A 17,449-nucleotide genomic window follows, 5' to 3' on the forward strand; every position below is an offset into this window, starting at 1 on the left:
TACCGCCAGTTAAACGCCATGCTTGGACTCAAAACAATTAAGCAGCTGGTGCTTCTTTCTTCTCTTCTCTTGCAAGAGGAGACGCTTCAGTTACTGCAGATTTAGTGCGGATAACTAAGTTACGAAGCACTGCATCGTTGTAGCGGAAAGTAGTTTCTAGCTCGCTGATTACTTCAGTAGGTGCTTCAACGTTCATAAGAACATAATGAGCTTTATGAAGCTTGTTAATTGGGTAAGCCAATTGACGACGGCCCCAATCTTCAAGACGGTGGATTGAACCACCAGCTTCAGTGATAGAACCAGTATAACGTTCGATCATACCAGCAACTTGCTCACTCTGATCTGGGTGAACCATGAATACGATTTCGTAATGACGCATGGATATTCCTTACGGTTAATAGAGCCTTCTACCGTTTCGGCCGGTCGGTTTAAGGCAAGGAATTAATAGTTTAAAAGCCGAAATGAGCGCGCATTTTACGCTTAGTAGGATAATTAAGCAAGCAGGTTTTTTAAGCTTTAATAGATAAGTGTTAAAGCTATTGGGTGATGGTACTCGATGCCCCGCTATCAATAAGTAAATTGAAAGTAAGTGCCTTCGTTTTTTGGAAGTCGCTGAGCTTGCTCGCACAAAAAAATCAAAGCTTTTAATTAATAAAGCCCTGTATGTGCTCCTAAAATATAAACGTTTACTCAAGCCTAAAGCCGTGCAATTATTAAGCAACACATTATTAAATAAGGATATTTATGAAGCTTTTATTATCGCTTGCCTTGATACTTACTTTTAGCACCTCTTTTTTTAGCTATTCAAACACCGCTACAACCGACATAACCGTTGGTAAAAAAGTTATTCTACAATCAAAAATACTTAACGAAGATAGGCCAATCAGCATCTTCATACCTGACACTGTAAAAGACGACCAGCCGCTTTATGTTATTTATTTACTTGATGGTATTGAGCACTTTCATACGGCGTCTGGCGTTATAAAATCCCTTGTTGATTACGAGCAAATACCTAATGCCATGCTTGTTGCTATTGATACAACTAACCGAGTTCGTGATTACTTACCTCAAGTAGAGGGTGAGCCTAAAACGGAGTTTCAAACCTTTGTTAAAAATAAATGGCCTGACGCTGGGCAAACCGACAAATTTTTAAAGTTTGTGTCTGATGAACTCATGCCATACATAAACAATAATTACTCAACTAACGGCTACAACACTTTAATTGGTCACTCTAACGCTGGTACATTAGCGCTTTATACTTTAGTTAATCAGCCTGAATTGTTTAACAACTACATAGCTATTAGCCCAAATAGTTGGTGGAGTGACGAAGAGTTAAAAAATAATATTATTAAATACACTAGAAACCCTAAAGGTGCTCAAGAGTTATTTATTAGTGTAGCGAGTGAAGGCGCACGTTTTTATACAGGCGCATTAAATACGTTAGTAAATTTAGAACAACAAATGCCCACACAGCTAAAGTGGGAATATAAGCATTACCCTACTTTAAGTCATATGGGCACCATACTTCCAGCAATTAGCGATAGCCTGATTCACTTGTTTAGCGACCTAATATTTAAAGTAACAGACGAGCATGGAAAATTTGCTGATGTATCGCTTATTACCGGTTACTACCAAGCACTGAGCGATAAGTACGGATTTGAGCTTAAAATTCCACAAGATGTGTACGTAGAATTTGCCCACCGCCAGCAAAAGTTTGGTAATACTAAAAAAGCGATAACGACGCTTAAACACTTTACTCGCGGTTACCCAAATGCAGCCTACTCCCACATGCGATTATCACAAGGGTACACAGTTGACAAACAATTTAAAGAAGCCGTTACCAGTATGAAACACGCACTAAAACTTGCTAAACAAAATTCTCGCGACCAACTGTTAATTGATGCGCTCAAAGATATGGTCAATGAAGCCCAAGCCAATTTGTAGCTGATTTTACATAAAGCGCTTTTTAACTAACGATAGTAATTACGATCTATGTTTGTCGCGCCGCCAAGCTGCACGCCTACAGGTAAAATTAAGCTTAGTGTTAAACTTTGCATGAAGACGCAGAGCTTGCTCGCGTAAAAAAGCGCAACTTTTAATCTGTATAAAGCCACTTAAAATAAAAAACCGATGTTTAAACTAAACATCGGTTTTTCTTTTCTAAAAGCTGACAGCTAAAAACTAACCACTTTACCTGTTGGATTTCGCTTCGCTCTATCCAACCTACTTATTTGCCTATCGCTTCTTTGGCGAATAGGTGTTTTATTGGGCCTAGGTTATCAACGAGTGACAGCCCGACTCCGCGTATTAGCTTTTTAACCGGGTTAGCACCTTCAAATAACTCTTTTAGCCCTTGCATCATGGCTATGTGCTTTTGCGCGTCGAGCTTGCGTGTACGCTCGTAATCACGAAGCGTGCGCGTGCTGGCAAATTCTTTACTATCACTTGTCAGTAGCTCAATTAAATACGCGGCGTCTTTTAGGCCTAGGTTCATACCCAGCCCTGCCAATGGATGAATAGTGTGCGCTGCATCGCCCATTAATACTACTTTGCCGCTTACCCATTGCTGGGCGTAACGCATTTTAAGTGGAAATGCCGCGCGTTTACTTTGCACTTCACACAGGCCGCATTGGCCATCTATGGCAGCCATTACGGCTTTATTAAAAGTAGTGTCGTCCATTGCTAGCAATTCATCGCAATGGCGGGGGCTGGTAGACCACACTATTGAATGAGTGTTAGCGTCACTCAATGGTAAAAATGCCAATGGCCCCGTAGGTAAAAACACTTGTCGCGCAGTATTTGAGTGTGGCTCTTTTGTTTTTACTGTAGCAACGAGTGCATGGTGATCGTAATCTTTAAAGGTCAGCGCCATATTAAATTGTTTACGAATCGCTGAATTTGCGCCATCAGCCGCCACCAGCAGCTTAGCAATAATAGGCTCGCCGCTTTTAAGGGTTATAAATACGTCTGATTCACTTTGGTGTATTTGTTGATATTCGGTATCAAACATTAACGTAGCACTGCTTTGCTGCTCTAGCTGTTTGATAAGTGCAAAGCGAATAATATCGTTTTCAACTATATGCCCCAAATGGTCGAGCTCAAGTTGTTTGTTATTAAAGGTTATTTTACCAAAGCTGTCGGCATCGCGAACATCCATATGGGTATATGCACATGCACGCTGAGCAATAATTTCAGGCCAAACGTTTAATTGCTCTAATAACGTTTGGCTTGCAATACTAAGTGCGCTTACACGTAAACCGTATTCATCAGTTGGAGGGGCTTGTGTTGATGCTGCATCAAGTATCACAACACTAATATTAGCCTTAGCTAGACCAAGGGCTAACGTTAGCCCCACGCAACCACCACCAACAATACACACCTGTGTTTGCTTCATAAACGTGAACCTTGTTTAACTTGCCCCATTAATTGTTTTGCTAACGGGGCTTTTAATGCGGGGAATAAATCCATTGAAGACAAGCCAATGCTTCGCCCAAGCGCTAATACTCGAGATGAATTTGAAAATAACCTTACTAAGGTATCTGTTAAAGTCATCACTGTTTTTATATCTTGGCTGCGCAACTGGCCATACTCGCGTGTAAACGCATAGCTCCCTAACTCATTAGGGCTATTGGCAATTAAATCACTCAGTACTTGTACATCACGCAGGCCTAAATTAAAGCCTTGCCCTGCAATGGGATGAATAGCATGAGCAGCATTACCAATAACCACCGTTCGATGAGCTATTAACGATTCGGCTTGCCCATATACCAGCGGGTAGCTTGCGCGCATACCCACTTTAACAAATTGCCCTGCGCGGTAACCAAAGACTGATTGTAATGCACTTAAAAACTCGATTTCATTTAAGTCCATGTATGAATTAATTTGCTCTTTTTCCATACACCACACCAATGAATATCGGTTATTGCTCATAGGTAATAGTGCCATAGGGCCATGCTGAGTAAAGCGTTCAAAGGCATGGTTATTATGCCCTTCGGCTACTTCTATATTGGCAATAATAGCGCCTTGCTCATAAGGCTGAGTATTAAAATTAAGGCCCAGCAATTGGCGTGTAGGAGATTGCGCGCCATCGGCTACAATAAGTAGCTTGGCATTAAGTTGTTCGCCACTTTGCAAAGTCAGTGCGTTGCTATGCAACGTTTGTTTTATTTCGATTACGCTATCAGGGCAAAATAAGCTAATGCTTGATTGCACTAGCCGCTGATGAAGCGCGCGCCCAAATGGATTAACCTCAACTACATACCCTAAAGAAGGTTTTGCAAATTCAGCGCTTTGGATGTGGGTTTTACCAAAATGACCTCTATCAGACACGCTCACTTTTTTAATAGCAGAGGTGTAAGGGGCATTTTGATCAAATAAATTAAGTGTTTGTAAATACTCTACTGATTGCTGAGCAAGCGCAATACTTCTGTCGTCAAAGCTTGGGTGGTATTCATCGGTTACTTGGCTTGCTTCTACCACGGCAATGTTTATTGAGGGGTTTATTTTAGCAATACTAAGTGCGCAACTTGCGCCAACTAAACCGCCACCAATTACTACAACATCAAATTGCTTAGCCATTGTGCTCTCCACCCGTTATGCGCTTTTAGTTTGTTGCATAAGTGCTTGAATATCGCCAATGGTTTTAGGCACGCTTAAAGTAAGGTTTTCATGGCCTGACTCGGTAACGAGTAAATTATCTTCTATACGAATACCAATACCTTTGTACTTTTGTGGCGCGTTTGAGTCTTCGCTTATATAGAGTCCTGGCTCTATGGTTAAAACCATACCAGGCTCAAATGCTCGCTCAACGTTATTTATTTTATAATCACCTACATCATGCACGTCTAACCCCAGCCAATGCCCGAGGCCATGCATGTAATATTCTTTACAGGCTTGTTGCGCCATTAGTTCAGTAAAGTCGCCAGTTAAAATACCTAAGTCAAGTAAGCCTTGCGTTAATACTTCCATTGCTAATTTATTAGCGTGGGACAGGTAACCACCGGGTTTAATTTCTTCAAAGGCAGCCAGTTGTGCGTTAAGAACAATATTATAAAGCGCGGATTGTTCTTCACTAAACAAGCCATTTACCGGAAATGTACGTGTTATATCGGCTGCGTAGCCTTGTAGCTCACAACCTGAATCAATAAGTACTAGATCGCCATTTTTAAGTGCATCGCTATTTTGCGTGTAATGCAGAATATTAGCGTTATCGCCGCTACCTACAATTGTGCCGTAAGCCGGATGAGGTGCGCCGTTCATTGCATAATGATGATGAAGCTCTGCTTCTAATTGAAACTCAGTTGCTCCTGCATGTGAAAAGCGCATAGCTCGCATGTGGCCACGGGCGCTAATTTCACAGCCTTCGCGCATTACCTCTATTTCGCTTGGCGATTTAAACAAACGCATTTCATGGATAAGGCCGCGAATTTCTTTTAACGTACTCGGTGCTTTAAGGCCTTTGCGAGCCCCGCCACGAAGTGTACCTAAAAGAGAAAAAACTTTACTATCAAATGAATCATAAGCGCCTTGTGCAAAATAAATCGCATTTTTACCATTTAGTAGCTCAAGCAGTTGCTCTTCTAAATCACTTAATGGGTAAGCCTCGTCAAATAAGTAGTCGCTTTTGGCTTTATCAAAACCAACGCGTCGGCCATGCCAAATTTCGGCTAATTTGTCTTTATCAAGGCAAAATAGGGTGCTGGGTGTATCGCTGTTGTTACAAAGCACCAATACAGCATCGGGTTCGTTAAAACCGGTTAAATAAAAAAAGTCGCTGTCTTGTCTAAAAGCATAGTCAGTATCGCGGCTTCGCGTTACTTCGCTAGCAGCCGGAATAAGCGCAATGCTGTTATCGTCCATTTGTGCAAGTAAGCGTTCTCTGCGTGCTTTAAACTCTGACTTTTTTATTTCAACCATTATTAGCTAACCCGTTGTACTTTTTAATTAAGTTTAATGAAGCGTTTTTTTATCACTTTGGCTGCTTTGCTCTTTACCTAGCTCAGCAAAACAAAGTAGTGCCGATACACGTACATATTCAATAACTTCGTGAAGTGCGTTAGCATCTTCTTCGGTTTCTTCGAAAGTGGTATCTAGGCGTGTTATTTCGCTAAAGTCGCTAATTACTTCTTTCACGTCAGCCGACAGCTTACCGTAATCTTTTTGCTTTAAACCAAAACCAAGCATAAATCCCGATACCCATGATACGAGCCCATTAGCCTGATCGATGAGTGTCTCGTCATCACTTGGTAAAAATAAATCAAACTGAAACTCTTCATCATTAAAGCTTGCAACAACTTGCTTATATATAGTGCCAAAAAATGCTTTTAAACCATTACCGAACGATTCACCATCGTTGAATACATCGCTTAAAAGGCCTAGGTACTCCTTGTCGTCAATACTTAGTCCACATGCTAATAAACCACTAATAACACCATGCGCTTCAGCAGGGGAAACAAATATTTCGTTTTTTTCTAAAAGTAGTTGAGCTTTTTCGTAATCTGGTAAATCGTTCATAATCAAGCCTTCGCTTTGCTAGTTAAAGCAATGCTACCACTCGATAAAAAGCAACTCCAATTAATTGTATGATCACGCTCAAAAACTACGCAATAAAGTAAACAGCGAGTTAAAGGTGTGGGAAAACTAAGCGAACGACTTAATTTTTTACGTTTTGGGTTTAAGGATTGGCATATGTCTTATATACTTAATTTGTTCCCTGGGATACTGGAGCTGGGTTAAGTCCCTGAGCCGATAAATTTTATACCAGGGTTTCTGTTCGTTTACTATTGTGCAAGCTTGGCATGTACCGAGAAGCCTACGGTAAACCGCAGATTCCCGCCCTGAAACCTTCTGGTTTCAGGACTGAAACCGAGTACCGTATCTTGGGGAACACTATTATCTACTCGCGTTTTAACACGCACAATCAAACCTCTTTATATATCCACGTTTATCTATTTAACACCTTAAATAATTTTCAATTTTGCATAGCTAAAAACAAAAAAGCTGCAGGCAATTGAATACCTACAGCTTTTGTATCAACACGTTTTTGTATTATTTAAACCAGCCTTGAAATCGTTCCATCAACATATAATTGACTGGTACTAGCAATAAAGTAATAAAGGTCGCAAAAATAATCCCAAACCCTAAACTAACGGCCATAGGTATTAAAAACTGCGCTTGTGTGGCTTTTTCAAACAGCAGCGGCATTAAACCTATAAAAGTGGTTAAACTGGTGAGCATAACTGGGCGAAAGCGCGATGCGCCAGCAAGTTTAACTGCCTCTATTAAATCGCCACCTTCGCTGCGTTTTTTATTAATAAAATCAACCAATACAAGCGAATCGTTCACTACGACACCTATTAACGCAAGCATACCTAGTAGGCTCATAATTGTTAAATCCATACCCATTATCCAGTGCCCTACTACTGCGCCAATCATGCCAAATGGAATAACACTCATAACAATAATTGGTTGCATGTATGACTTAAACGGAATGGCCAATAACGCATAAATTATAAAAAACACAAACACTAACGCCCAAGCCAATGAGCCAAACGACTCTCTTTGCTCTTTGGCTTCACCTTCGAGTTTGTAATCAACACCTGGGTATTGCTGCATTAACTCGTCTAAATATTGTGCTAGGTCGGCTTGAAGCACCGTCATGTTGGTGTTGTTTTTTTCAATATCAGCCGTCACGTTTAGTGTGCGATAACGATCAATACGGTTTATGGTTGATGGGCTTTGTCCTGCCGTAAGTGTTGCCACGTGCGACAATGGCACAGAGCCGCCATCGGGGGTGTTTATTAGTATATTTTGTAAATCAGCTATCGAGCGGCGCTCGTCAATAGGTAAACGAACCATTACACGCACGTCGTCTCGTCCGCGTTGAATACGCTGAACCTGCGAGCCAAAAAACGAATTACGCACTTGTCCTGCCACATTTACACGGTTTAAACCAAGCGCCAAACCTTGTTGCGTAAGCTCTATACGCAACTCTTCTTTACCGTCAGACATACTGTCGGCAATATCAAACACCGTTGGGTACGTTGTTAAACGATTTTTAATATTATCAGCTACATCTTGCAGTATTGTTAGCGAGGTGCCACTTAGTTGAACGTCTATTGGGTCTGAACTTCGGCCAATTTCAGCTCTAAATGTTAGACTTTCAGCGCCAGGAATAACACCAATTAAATCGCGCCATTCACTTGCAAGCTCGCGTGAGCCTATGTCTGATTCACGCTTTTCTGCAGGTGTAATCTCAAAGCGTACCGCTCCGGAGTTGGATACACCACCGCGCCCGCCTGTAGTGGCTAATATATTTAAAATAACGCTTTCGCCTGTATTAGGATCGCGATATTTGTCTTGTAATTGCTGCGCTTTTTCGGACATATCAATCACGTATTTATTGGTTACTTCAAACGGTGTACCTGTTGGCAGTGTTAGGTTAACCCGTACGGTTTCGCTAGGAATTCGTGGGAAAAAGATAAACTTAGTCCAACCGCTTGTGATCATGGTTAAAATTATAAAAAATACCCCAACAAATAAACTTACCGTTGCTAATTTATGGCGTAAAGCAGTATTTAAGATAGGTTGATAATATTTTAAAATTGCACTTTCAAAGCCATCTGCAAAGCGTTGTTGAATTGCTTCAAGCTTCGATGGTTCACCTTTTTGGTGGCGTAATTTTATGTATTTTAAATGTGCTGGCAACACAAATTTAGACTCAATTAGCGAGAACAATAACACCGGAATGACGACTACCGGAATTTGCGCAAATAAGGCGCCGCGTGCCCCTTCAATAAATGCTAAAGGTAAAAAGGCAGCAACCGTAGTCAGCACACCAAAGGTAACGGGAGTAGCCACTTCTTGAGTACCCAATATAGCAGCCTGCTCACCCGATTTTGCCGTTTTTAAATGGGTATACACGTTTTCGCCGGTTACTATGGCGTCATCTACTACAATACCGAGCACTAAAATAAAGCCAAATAAGCTCATTATATTTAGCGTTACACCAAAAATTGGCATCGCGATAAATGCGCCCATAAACGATACTGGAATACCAATAAATACCCAAAATGCAATTGCTGGGCGCAAAAATAGCGTGAGCAGTGCCAGAACTAAAATACCACCTTGTAGAGCATTACTGGTTAAGGTTGCTATACGGCTTTTAACTAACTCTGAATCGTCATCCCAATAGCTTAGTTTAAAACCTTGTGGTAGCGTGGCCTGCTGTTCTTCAATATAGTTTTTAACATCGTCTGCCACGGTTATCGCGCTTTGCGGGCCAATTCGGTAAACGTCTATAAACGCTGCTTGCTTACCATTAAAACGGGTACGCACTGGCGTTTCTTCAAAGTCGTCTTTTATTGTAGCAATATCACCTAGGCGAATAATTGTTCCGTCGGCTTGGTTCTTTACTACTATGCTAGCAAATTCGTCTTTGCGGTAAGCCTGCCCTTTTGAGCTGATCAGTACATCGCCACCTTCTGTTTTTAAGTTACCGGCAGAAATATCAGAACTTGAATTAGCAATCGCACTCGATATTTGCGCAAGGGTTAGGTTATATTGGCGAAGTGTGTCTTGGCTAACTTCAATGGCTAACTCATAATCTCGTACACCACTTAGCTCTACCTGCGTTACATTAGGCAAACGCAGTATTTGATCTCGCACTGTTTCTGCGTATTCACGCGTTTCTTTTTCGCCGTAATCACTTGATACAGTAACAGCTATTACTTCTCTTTTGCGCTCAGCCAGCGCAACAATTGGTTTTTCGGCATCGCCAGGAAACGTATTAATCGCATCCACTCGGCTTTTAATATCAGCCAACAGTTCACGAGGATCGTAACCACTTTCAACCTCAATGGTTACAGAGCCTGAGCCCTCTGACGAGCGGCTAAATATTTGTTTAATACCCTCTAGGTCTTGTACCGCTTCTTCTATACGAATTGTTACGCCCTGCTCTACATCTTCAGGGGTTGCACCACGCAGGCTAACACCTACGCTTATCATGTCTGTTTCGAAAGACGGAAACACCTCAAGTGGTATTTTACTCGATAAACTAAATAGCCCCGACAACAACAAAGTTACTAACAATAGATTGGCAGCAACATGGTTTTTGGTAAACCAAGCAATCATGCTTTATCTCCTTGATTGGCTGCGCGACGTTTTTTTATTAACTCTTCAACACTGATACCAAGCTCTTTTGCTTTTTGCTCAAGTTGCTCTCGCGACGGGCGCATACCTTTAGGTTTTTTTTCCTTTGGCTCTTCACCTAAAATACTCACTTTAGTGCCCGAACTCACTTGACCAAGTGGCGTGATAACCAACTTGTCGTTTGCTTTTAATCCTGTTTTGATCATTGCTTGGTTTGCGTTTTGCCATGCAAAAGTAACGTCTTTACGTTTTAGTGCATCACCCTCAACTACGTAAACATAGGTGCCTTGATAAATTGTACTGTTGGGAATGATCAACGCATTTTGTACCGTTTTGCCTGCAATTTGTGCCTTAATGTATTGCCCTATTTTAATTGGGTATTGGTTACTCTCGGTTGATTTATATGGGTCGTCTATTTTTGCTACTACGTAAAGTTGTTGCGCGTTTTCGTCAATTGCGCCTTCAGTGCGTGCAAGTTGGCCTTGCCATGTTTGTTCGCCCACTAAATCAGAGCTAAATTTGACTAACGAACCGGCTTGGTTTTTAGCACCATCACGGTATTGCTCTGGCAGGTTTACAAACGAAAGGTCTTTATTTTTTATTGGTAAACGAATTTCTACGCTATCAATAGCGTAAATAGTGGCAAGTTGGGTATTGTTACTCACTACTTGGCCTAAATCGACACTGCGACTTAGTATGCGCCCAGCATAGGGTGCAGTCACTTTTGTACGCTCTAAATCAAGCTCTGCTTTTTCAAGAGTAGCTTGTGCTGATAACACTTGTGCCTGTGCCGCTGCCAATTGTGGCTCACGTAGTACCAAGCTGCTGGCTTGGCTTGAACCACCAAGACGCTTCCAATCAGTCAGTGCTTGTTGCCCGCGGGCTTTTTCTTCCAGTAAGCTTTGTTCTGCTGTGAGTAAGTTAGCTTGTGCAGATTTAACCTCTGCCTGATGATCTCTATCATCAAGCTTTAGTAACACGTCGCCTTTTTCAAAAAAACCACCTTCTCTAAACTCATCACTCACGTCGATGATTTGCCCTGATGCTTGAGCAACAAGTAAGCTTTGTGTGCGAGGCTTTACTGTACCGTAGCTGTCTATCATTACTTGGTAACTTTGAGGCACAACCTCTAATACCGACACGCTAATAGCTGCTTTTGGTGCTGAGCCAAAACGCCTCGCTTCTGGCGGGTTACTTTTGATAAAAAACACAATTAAAAGAGCGGTAACAACAACCGCGGCTGGAATAATAATTTTAGCTGTTTTAGTTTTCATCGTTGTTACTCTTTAGGTCGCTTGATGGTTTTTCAAAATCACCACCAAGGGCAACATGTAGGTTGATTCTATTTGCAATTAATTGATTCTTAATTTGTATTAATGAACTTTGCGCATCGAATGAGCGATCTTGTGCATCCAATACTGTGGTGTAAGTGACTAAGCCACTTTGATATTGCTCAAATGATAACTGCTCGGCAGCAAGTGCATTTTTTTGCGCTTCAAGTGTGCTTGTATATTGAGCCTTTAAAGATTGCTGCTGCGAAATCGCGTTTTCTACATCGCCAAATGCATCGTACAGAGTTTGCAGATATTGCTGTTCTTGCTTTTGTGTATTTAGGCGTGCAATTTCTTCATTGGCTTGTAAACGTCCCCCCTCAAAAATAGGTGCCGAAATACTTCCTAGCAAAGACCATGCAAGGCTTGAAGGAGAAAATAAATCACTCACTCTGTCTGTGCTATCACTTAAGCTTGCAGTTAAATTTAAACTAGGAAAGCGCTGTTTATGTGCGTAAGCCAATGACGCATCGGTCGCCAATAGTTCGTACCAACTAGCAAGTAATGCAGGCTTTCGGGTAATAAGTTCAGATGGAATTCCCAGTGGAATTTCTGTGTTAATAACCGGTAAGTCATTACTTGCAGAAATTGCTCCTTTTGGGTACTCACCTAATAAACGCTCCAGTAGTCTTGCAGCACTGGATAGGCTGGCTGTTTGAGTAGCTATGCGTGAACGTTCGTTATTTAGCTCATTGCGGGCTAAATAAACATCGAGCGCTTCGTTTATACCTTGGCGGTAACCCGATTCAATTATATCGAGATTTTGCTTAGCATTTTCTTCACGGCGTTTATATAAATCGAGTAGCTGCTGTGCAGACACAACATCAAACCATCCTTGAACAACATCCGAAACAAGCTGCTGTTTAGCCTGTTCAAAACGCGCTTTTTGAGCTAAATATGAAAGGTTAGCTTCACGTTTTGAATCTGACAGTTTGCCCCATAAGTCAACTTCATAATTTAAGTTTAAGCTTACGGAGCTAGCATTATTATAACTAACAGGCCGATTATCTTTACTTCGACTAGTACGCGTAGATAAATCTAAGCTAGGCCAAAGGTCTGCCCCGGACGCAATAAGTTGCTGCTTAGTAATGGCAACATCGTAGCTGGTTTGTAATAGTTGCTGATTGTTTTTAAGCGCTTGGTTAACATATTTTTTCAGCAATGGCGTGTTTAGTTGCGTTAACCATTCATCATCCACTTGCAAAACTGAACTTGCTGCTTGTTGTTGCCACTGCTTAGGAACATTACTGGGTGCTTGTTGGCGCTCCTGTGGATTTATATTACTCGCACAACCACTGAGCAGAATCACACTAAGTGCCAATAACGTTGGCTTGTATTGCCAAATCATAATTTAACCTGAATTACTGCTATTTATGAATGTAATTCAAGCACCTTGGCTAATTTTGCTCAACTTACTTTACATAACATTACATAGCTAGCGATGAGTGAACTAATAAGTGAGTTATACGGCAGGTATAGTTAAATGATCAGCAACTTTGTAAATATAAACACTATCAGATCACAACATTATTTATGTAGATTAAAATTAATTTATCAGGAAAAAATAAAGTGTTGTACACGAGGTAGTGCAGCCTAACCAAATCGAATGGGTAACTTATACAGACTACTGATTCAGTGTTTTGATAATAGAAATAAGTTGATAAATGGTGCCGACTAACCGAGTCGAACGGGTAACTTGTACAGACTACTGATTCAGTGTTTTGATAATAGAAATAAGTTGATGAATGGTGCCGACTAACCGAGTCGAACGGTTGACCTACTGATTACAAGTCAGTTGCTCTACCAGCTGAGCTAAGTCGGCACACTAAATTATTTGAAAGCTAGTTTTGAACACTGGTCAAAAACAAAAAAGCCCTGCATAAGCAAGGCTTTGTATAAATGGTGCCTCGACCCGGAATCGAACCAGGGACACGAGGATTTTCAATCCTCTGCTCTACCAACTGAGCTATCGAGGCACTTAAACAGTGCTAATTAAATGTTGTTAAAACACTTAATTAAAATAAATGGTGCCGACTAACCGAGTCGAACGGTTGACCTACTGATTACAAGTCAGTTGCTCTACCAGCTGAGCTAAGTCGGCACACTAAACTGTGTGCTAAGGCACTTTATCAATTTTAAAGATTGATAAACTTATAAATGGTGCCTCGACCCGGAATCGAACCAGGGACACGAGGATTTTCAATCCTCTGCTCTACCAACTGAGCTATCGAGGCACTTAAACAGTGCTAATTAAATGCTATTAAAACACTTAACTAAAATAAATGGTGCCGACTAACCGAGTCGAACGGTTGACCTACTGATTACAAGTCAGTTGCTCTACCAGCTGAGCTAAGTCGGCACACTAAACTGTGTGCTAAGGCACTTAATCAATTTTAAAGATTGATAAACTTATAAATGGTGCCTCGACCCGGAATCGAACCAGGGACACGAGGATTTTCAATCCTCTGCTCTACCAACTGAGCTATCGAGGCACTTAAACAGTGCTAATTAAAAATCTTAACCGATTTTTAATGTAACTCCCAACAACATCTACTAAGTCAGCTGTCTGGGCGTGCGGCGTATTAAACGAGTTTTGCCCTTACAAGTCAACTTTTTTTTTATCCTTTACGACTGTTTGAACGGTTTTCAAGCAACTCAGTACATTTTTTATTGATAACGTACATTTTTACCACAAACCAGTCTATATATATGAAATATTATAACTAAATCAGACTAAAACCGTAGTGAATTATTTTTGGTAAATGGTACGATTAGTTCAGATACCTATGCTAATAGCTAAAGTAGCAAAAACACATCAATGGGAACATTCAATGCAGAGTAAATTCTCTTCGCCGGTAAAAGGGTTATTACCACTTTTTTTTATATTTAATATTGCAATTACCGCACTTGCTGTATTTGGTTACTCGTTCTACATCAAAAACGATACACAAACAGTTAAACCTGAGCCATCGGTAAATATTAAAACACTCGCATCTACATTAAATCAGCCTATGATCGACGCGCTAACAATGTATGGCCAAGACAAGGTTAAGCAATTACTCGACTTAACATCCTCTTTAGATGATGAATTTGAATATACTCTTTATCGTTTCAGCGCGACTTCTGATACACAACTCGTTTATAGCAATAGCGAGACCGCACCTGAGTCCATCAAAATTGCACAATATAATGAGAGCACAGGTGTATTGCATCATATTCTCTTGCTTAACGATCAGCCAATTGGTGAGCTAATTATAAAACAAGAGTTAGCTTCACCACCATTAAGCATGCAAGACTCTCAGGTAATTGCATATGGTGTTGCAATCGCAACTGTTATTTCTTTATTTATCTTCGCGTTACTTTTTAACGTATACATTAATGGCCGTTTACGTAAAAGCACTGACTCACTCTCGCAAGAACTTCAGGCTATTACAGAGCAAGGTAACTACAATAGTAATGTTAATGAACAGCTAGATATTGGTTTAGGCTCTGTAGCACAAAGTATAAATGTACTACTTAAGCAAGTGCAAACAGCCCTTAGCGATAACGAGTCGGTACAAAAAGAACTGAAAAAACTACAAAATGGTTTAGAGTCAGAGGTGCAAAACCGCACTATTGCACTCGAGCGAGAAACCTTAAAAGCTCAAAGAGCTAGCGAAACTAAAACTACCTTTTTGGCTACTATGAGCCACGAAATCAGAACGCCTATGAATGGTGTTATTGGTACTATCGATTTGCTTCGTCAAACAGACCTTGATGGTGCTCAGCATCGCTTAAGTACTATTATTCGCGAATCAGCATTCTCACTACTGAGTATTTTGGATGATATTTTAGATTTTTCTAAAATTGAAGCTGGTAAGCTTAACATAGACCCAATCCCTTTTTCAGTGAGCGATACCCTAGAAGAAGTAACTCGCGTTTTATCGTCGGTCGCTAAAAAACGAGAACTTGATTTAGAACTATCAATTGCGCCAGATATTCCAGTAAATCTAGTCGGTGACAGCGTACGTGTGCGCCAAGTACTTTATAATTTATGCAGCAATGCAATTAAATTCACAAGCACCGATGAAAAAACCCAAGGCCATGTGAGAATTTCGGTTGAGGTTGCGCATAACACCGCCGACCACTTTACCTTGCGCTTTTGCGTAACCGATAACGGCAAAGGGATGACACAAGCTCAGCTAAGAGACATATTTAGCCCATTTGTTCAGGCTGAGAGTTCAATAACCAGAGAGTTTGGTGGCACAGGGTTAGGGCTTTCTATTTGTAAGAGTCTAACAGAGTTAATGTTAGGTACTATTCATGTAAATAGCCATGCAGGTATTGGCAGTGAATTTACCGTTGAGCTGCCTTTTAGCACCTCTGGTAAAATAAAATATGCTCATAAAAATGCCTTAGACGGCAAACCAATTATTGTTGTAAGTAACAACCTTCAACGCGAAAAAATAATGTACCGTTATTTATCGTTTATGGGTGCAAAAGTTATTTACGCGCACACAGAAAAAGAAATTGAACAACACCAAAACACAGAGGGTGCTATTTGGGTTGCTGACGGCATAGATAATATTGATGATATTAACTCTTTATTGAGGCGGTTATTGTACTCACTTGAGGATTACAATCAGCAAGTAGTCGTATTAAGCAAACTAGATGAAGCGGCCATTAATCATAAAAACATATTTTACATAAATGCGTCTCCACTTTGTAAGTCAAACTTTATGCTTTCTATTTTGGTTGCCGCAGGCTTACATCAACCAAAGCAAATTAAAAAAGCAAAATCGCTAAATAACTATTTAAATATTGAGCAAGCTCGAGAATCAAATAAATTAATTTTGCTTGTTGAAGACAACCTTCTAAACCAGCAAGTTTTAACCGACCAATTGCATATATTAGGGTATGGCGTAGAGGTTGCCAACAATGGCGAAGAAGGCCTAGATATGTGGAGAAAGAACAATTTCTCACTTATTTTAACCGATCTACACATGCCAAAAATGTCGGGATACGACATGGTTGAAAAAATTCGTAACGAAGCTGAATTACTAGAAGCTATAGACGCACAACCTTATATAGTTGCAGTTACCGCTAACGCTCTCAAAGGTGAAAAAGAACGCTGTTTAGCAGTAGGTATTAATGACTTTATTACAAAGCCTATAGAACTCAATGCGCTTGAAGATACTTTAAAACGCTGGAGCGACAAGCAAGCTCCTAAGCAAGCGCTAGCTCCTCAACAAAACACTGCATTGCCAATAGATATGGATGCAGTCGCCAAATACGTAAATGGCGATAAAGCAAAACAACTTCGCTTTTTCAAAATGTATTTAGAGCAAAGTCAAAGTTTAATTAAATCAATAAATTCAGGCGTTATGGTTAACGACCTAGCAGAAATAATTGAGGGTTGCCATCAACTCAGATCTATTTCTAAAACCATTGGGGCAGAAACAGTTGGTAAGCTTGCCGGTGCATTTGAAGATAAATGCAAAGCGGACGAACTAACAACTGATGAATTAATTGATTTACGCGACCAGTTAGAAATTGAATATTCTAAAGCGGCTCAGTTTTTAAAAGAGCAAGTTAGAAAGGCTGAGGAACAAAACGAAGAGTTTTAGCAGTTAATAGCTAAATAATTAGCAATAAAAAAGGGGCTTTTAGCCCCTTTTTTAATAAGTTATTTATTTTTCTGGCGGTCTATAGCCTTCAATTTCTACGTCTTTACCTTCAAACAGAAAGCCAACCATTTGCTCTTCTAAAAATGTACGATGCTCTGGGTCCATCATATTTAAATGCTTTTCGTTAATTAGCATAGTTTGTTTATGTTGCCATTGAGCAAAAGCTTCTTTAGAGATGTTATTAAAGATCTTTTCACCAAGCTCACCCGGGTAAAGTTGAAAACCAAGGCCTTCGGCTTCTTTTTGTAACTTTTGACAAAATACAGTACGTGCCATAATTAATTTCTCTTAAGCGTTAAATGC

General features: G+C 40.4%; 11 protein-coding genes, 6 tRNA genes and 1 other RNA gene. 3 read left to right on the top strand and 15 right to left on the bottom strand.

Translation table 11 applies throughout. The features are described 5' to 3' along the window. Window positions 1-37 precede the first annotated feature (37 nt). Window positions 38-379 (bottom strand): 30S ribosomal protein S6, encoded by a 342-nt coding sequence (rpsF, locus tag MTP24_RS12965; protein ID WP_006793724.1) that lies wholly within the window; start codon window positions 377-379, stop codon window positions 38-40. A gap of 365 nt (window positions 380-744) precedes the next feature. On the opposite strand from rpsF, the gene MTP24_RS12970 reads away from it, so the two are divergent. Further along, a complete protein-coding gene (locus MTP24_RS12970; RefSeq protein WP_243531573.1) occupies window positions 745-1,944 on the top strand; it encodes an alpha/beta hydrolase-fold protein in 1,200 nt (399 codons plus the stop codon). 283 nt (window positions 1,945-2,227) lie between these two features. Here the strand turns inward: MTP24_RS12970 and MTP24_RS12975 are convergent, their stop codons facing one another. From MTP24_RS12975 to MTP24_RS12990, 4 genes are read right to left on the bottom strand one after another with little or no spacing between them, the layout of a single operon-like run. Then, window positions 2,228-3,394 carry an FAD-dependent monooxygenase gene (locus tag MTP24_RS12975; protein ID WP_243531575.1) on the bottom strand — a complete coding sequence of 389 codons (1,167 nt, stop codon included), beginning with the start codon at window positions 3,392-3,394 and terminating at the stop codon, window positions 2,228-2,230. Further along, a complete protein-coding gene (gene ubiH / locus MTP24_RS12980) occupies window positions 3,391-4,578 on the bottom strand; it encodes a 2-octaprenyl-6-methoxyphenyl hydroxylase (RefSeq protein WP_243531577.1) in 1,188 nt (395 codons plus the stop codon). The genes MTP24_RS12975 and ubiH overlap by 4 nt, the downstream gene beginning before the upstream one ends. Before the next feature lie 15 nt (window positions 4,579-4,593). After that, complete coding sequence (gene pepP / locus MTP24_RS12985) at window positions 4,594-5,916, bottom strand: Xaa-Pro aminopeptidase (protein WP_243531579.1); 1,323 nt, start codon at window positions 5,914-5,916, stop codon at window positions 4,594-4,596. A 33-nt stretch (window positions 5,917-5,949) separates the two neighbouring features. Further along, complete coding sequence (locus tag MTP24_RS12990; protein ID WP_008131954.1) at window positions 5,950-6,513, bottom strand: UPF0149 family protein; 564 nt, start codon at window positions 6,511-6,513, stop codon at window positions 5,950-5,952. Window positions 6,514-6,706: 193 nt separating this feature from the next. Between MTP24_RS12990 and ssrS the strand changes: the two genes are divergently transcribed. Beyond that, window positions 6,707-6,889, top strand: a non-coding RNA gene (gene ssrS, locus MTP24_RS12995) — 6S RNA. 158 nt (window positions 6,890-7,047) lie between these two features. On the opposite strand, the gene MTP24_RS13000 is transcribed toward ssrS, so the two are convergent. From MTP24_RS13000 to MTP24_RS13040, 9 genes are all read right to left on the bottom strand, one after another. Then, window positions 7,048-10,131: an efflux RND transporter permease subunit gene (locus MTP24_RS13000; RefSeq protein WP_243531581.1), complete on the bottom strand. Its 3,084-nt coding sequence runs from the start codon at window positions 10,129-10,131 to the stop codon at window positions 7,048-7,050. Beyond that, window positions 10,128-11,423, bottom strand: coding sequence for an efflux RND transporter periplasmic adaptor subunit (locus MTP24_RS13005; RefSeq protein ID WP_243531583.1), 1,296 nt, complete (start codon window positions 11,421-11,423; stop codon window positions 10,128-10,130). Before MTP24_RS13005 ends, MTP24_RS13000 begins: the two co-directional genes overlap by 4 nt. Next, on the bottom strand, window positions 11,413-12,828 hold the full coding sequence (locus MTP24_RS13010; protein WP_006793733.1) for an efflux transporter outer membrane subunit: 1,416 nt from the start codon (window positions 12,826-12,828) through the stop codon (window positions 11,413-11,415). Before MTP24_RS13010 ends, MTP24_RS13005 begins: the two co-directional genes overlap by 11 nt. 398 nt (window positions 12,829-13,226) lie before the next feature. Continuing rightward, a tRNA-Thr gene (locus MTP24_RS13015) sits at window positions 13,227-13,302 on the bottom strand. Window positions 13,303-13,380: 78 nt separating this feature from the next. Next, window positions 13,381-13,456 (bottom strand) — tRNA-Phe (locus MTP24_RS13020). 49 nt (window positions 13,457-13,505) lie between these two features. Beyond that, window positions 13,506-13,581, bottom strand: a tRNA-Thr gene (locus MTP24_RS13025). A 57-nt stretch (window positions 13,582-13,638) separates the two neighbouring features. Beyond that, window positions 13,639-13,714, bottom strand: a tRNA-Phe gene (locus tag MTP24_RS13030). 49 nt (window positions 13,715-13,763) lie between these two features. After that, a tRNA-Thr gene (locus MTP24_RS13035) sits at window positions 13,764-13,839 on the bottom strand. 57 nt (window positions 13,840-13,896) lie between these two features. After that, window positions 13,897-13,972, bottom strand: a tRNA-Phe gene (locus MTP24_RS13040). Between the two features lie 339 nt (window positions 13,973-14,311). Here MTP24_RS13040 and MTP24_RS13045 point away from each other — a divergent pair. After that, the gene (locus tag MTP24_RS13045) at window positions 14,312-17,086 is read left to right on the top strand and encodes an ATP-binding protein (RefSeq protein WP_243531585.1); all 2,775 of its coding nucleotides are present in this window, start codon (window positions 14,312-14,314) and stop codon (window positions 17,084-17,086) included. A gap of 63 nt (window positions 17,087-17,149) precedes the next feature. Here MTP24_RS13045 and MTP24_RS13050 read toward each other — a convergent pair whose 3' ends face one another. Next, window positions 17,150-17,422 (bottom strand): oxidative damage protection protein, encoded by a 273-nt coding sequence (locus MTP24_RS13050; protein ID WP_006794326.1) that lies wholly within the window; start codon window positions 17,420-17,422, stop codon window positions 17,150-17,152. Window positions 17,423-17,449: the final 27 nt, after the last annotated feature.

The sequence above is a fragment of the Pseudoalteromonas sp. APM04 genome, from assembly GCF_022809815.1.
Lineage (GTDB): Bacteria > Pseudomonadota > Gammaproteobacteria > Enterobacterales > Alteromonadaceae > Pseudoalteromonas > Pseudoalteromonas marina.